The following is a 1,954-nucleotide window of genomic DNA, read 5'->3' as shown; positions in this document are numbered from 1 at the left end:
TGGTCATGCAGCCTCTGGCAATTGCTGAGGAATCTGGGTCTGAATGCGCTCTGGGGCGGCGTTGAGGTGGGCGGCTGCTCGTAAGCGTTCGTGAACGAAGTTGTCGAATGCTTCCCAGTCCCCGTTGACGACGATGCAACGGAGTTGCACCACCGCTTGCGCACGTTCAGGGATCCAGCGCATGCCACCGTGATCGCAGCGGCGCGCCACGATGTGTTTGAGCCCACCCTCCACGATGCCGGTGGAAATGGCGAGGTCGCGCCTGCGAAGCCGGCCATAGCGAGTCTTGTCCATCCTCTTGTTCAGATAGGTCCATGCGTCGCGCAGCCGCTGTCGGCGGCCCTTGTTCCCGGGACCGGTCGGTGCTCGGTCGACGGCGTGTGCGGCACGAAGTCGCTCAGGACCGAGCGGGCGTCGATGAGCACCAGACACGGCCCGTACTCCTTGAAGAGCTCCCGCAGCACGTCTCCGGGGCTCGTCGCTTTCTCGTCATCCGCCCGCACGCGCTCGTAGGCCTTCTTGCCGCCGAGCTAGCTCTTGCCTACAGGCTCTCGCCAGTATGGAGGGGTAGGCCGCCGACGCACGGCGGAACGAGGGCGTGTCTTCGACGCAAGCTAAGCTAACGTGCGTGCCTAGACAGGTCGCCACTGGGCACATCGAGCGCCTCTAGCCAGCCTCGGCCAGTGGTGGCGGAAGGTCGACGAGACGGGCTCGAGCCTCATGTAAATCCACGCTCTTCTGAGCGTTTAGCCAAAACTCGGGCGAGGTCCCCAAAGCGGAGGCGAGCTTTAAGGCCATGTCGGCACTCACGGATGAGCGACCATTTACGATCCGGTTGACCACTTTTACATCGTGTCCGATGTGATCGGCGAGCCTTTTTTGAGTCAAACCCATCGGCAACAGGAACTCCTCATTGAGGATTTCGCCCGGCGTCGTGGGCCGGCGCTTCATTTTGCGAACCCTAGCCATGAAAACACCTCCTCAGTCGTGGTAGTCGACCACGTCGACGTCACTCGGCCCTCGTCCGTCCCATCGGAAAAGGATGCGCCATTGCTGATTGATCCGAATGCTATAGAATCCGGAACGATTGCCTTTGAGAGCTTCCAGCCTGTTGCCTGGCGGAGACCGCAGGTCAGCCAGTACGTGAGCGTATTCAAGGATATCGAGCTTGCGCTGCACGACACTGGCAATGCTCTTCCACCCCTCCCGCCGTGGCATCCTGCCATCATAGAAGAAGTCCTCGACAACGCGTCGAGCGAAGCTCTGAATAGCCACCCGAGAGGTATACCTTGATAAGGTATACCGTGCAACGGTAGCGTGCGACCGGGCTCATTTTTTTCCAGCTCCGGTAGCAGTTGGCCCGGGCTGAGCGCGCCGGACCGCGCCAGAAGGCAGAGCCGAAGGGCCCGCCGACACGTCATGCCAGGCCACGGCACATCCGGGCGGGAACGTGGCTCCACGCCGTGCCCGCGAGCCGAAAGCCCCCCGAGCCGAGAGCCCCCTGGCACGCCTGCTGCTGCCGATGTTGGCGTTAGCTGCACGTCCATGGTTTCGGCAACCGGATAACTGGGCGGTCAACCGAAGCTGCGCTTTTTCGCGGGACCGAGCCCGAGGCCGAGAGCGAGAGCGAGTTCGGATTCGGAAGCAGAGGGCAGAGACCGAGACGGAGTCAGAGGGCCGCGGTGGAGGCAGAGGTCCCGATGCCGATGCGGAGGCGGATGTCGGGTTCGGACGTCGGGCTCCGGGTTCCGGGTTCGGATTCGGGTTGCGACATCCGTGTCGGGTCGGAGGACGGGATTGCGACTGCGATGGTGGCGAGCCGGAGGGGGCAAGCTCCAGCGCCAGGAAGGGCCGGGCTGCGGGTCGGTCGCTCCACGACCGCGGCGACGGCCACGACCACGGCCACGCTGCATGCCCCCCGGTGGGGCCGAGGACAACCGGAAGCTCAGAGCAG

4 protein-coding genes are annotated in these 1,954 nt (G+C 63.7%); all 4 read right to left on the bottom strand.

Features of this window, described 5'->3' with window-relative positions:
* Positions 1 to 3: 3 nt before the first annotated feature.
* Positions 4 to 294 carry a hypothetical protein gene (locus MJD61_14760; GenBank protein ID MCG8556530.1) on the bottom strand — a complete coding sequence of 97 codons (291 nt, stop codon included), beginning with the start codon at positions 292 to 294 and terminating at the stop codon, positions 4 to 6.
* Positions 295 to 302: 8 nt separating this feature from the next.
* A complete protein-coding gene (locus tag MJD61_14755) occupies positions 303 to 503 on the bottom strand; it encodes a hypothetical protein (GenBank protein ID MCG8556529.1) in 201 nt (66 codons plus the stop codon).
* Positions 504 to 666: 163 nt separating this feature from the next.
* On the bottom strand, positions 667 to 969 hold the full coding sequence (locus MJD61_14750; protein MCG8556528.1) for a HigA family addiction module antitoxin: 303 nt from the start codon (positions 967 to 969) through the stop codon (positions 667 to 669).
* A gap of 12 nt (positions 970 to 981) precedes the next feature.
* Positions 982 to 1,218, bottom strand: a complete 237-nt coding sequence (locus MJD61_14745; GenBank protein ID MCG8556527.1) for a type II toxin-antitoxin system RelE/ParE family toxin — start codon at positions 1,216 to 1,218, stop codon at positions 982 to 984.
* Between the last annotated feature and the right edge of the window lie 736 nt (positions 1,219 to 1,954).

The organism is Pseudomonadota bacterium, from assembly GCA_022361155.1.
Lineage (GTDB): Bacteria > Myxococcota_A > Polyangia > Polyangiales > JAKSBK01 > JAKSBK01.
The sequence above is the reverse complement of the archived record's forward strand: the minus strand, read 5'-3'. Positions and strand labels throughout refer to the sequence as shown.

Bases quoted from the DNA above. Each gene is read 5' to 3' on its own strand.
- MJD61_14760 (MCG8556530.1), bottom strand. From the start codon at position 294: ATGGACAAGACTCGCTATGGCCGGCTTCGCAGGCGCGACCTCGCCATT.
- MJD61_14750 (MCG8556528.1), bottom strand. From the start codon at position 969: ATGGCTAGGGTTCGCAAAATGAAGCGCCGGCCCACGACGCCGGGCGAA.
- MJD61_14745 (MCG8556527.1), bottom strand. From the start codon at position 1,218: ATGCCACGGCGGGAGGGGTGGAAGAGCATTGCCAGTGTCGTGCAGCGC.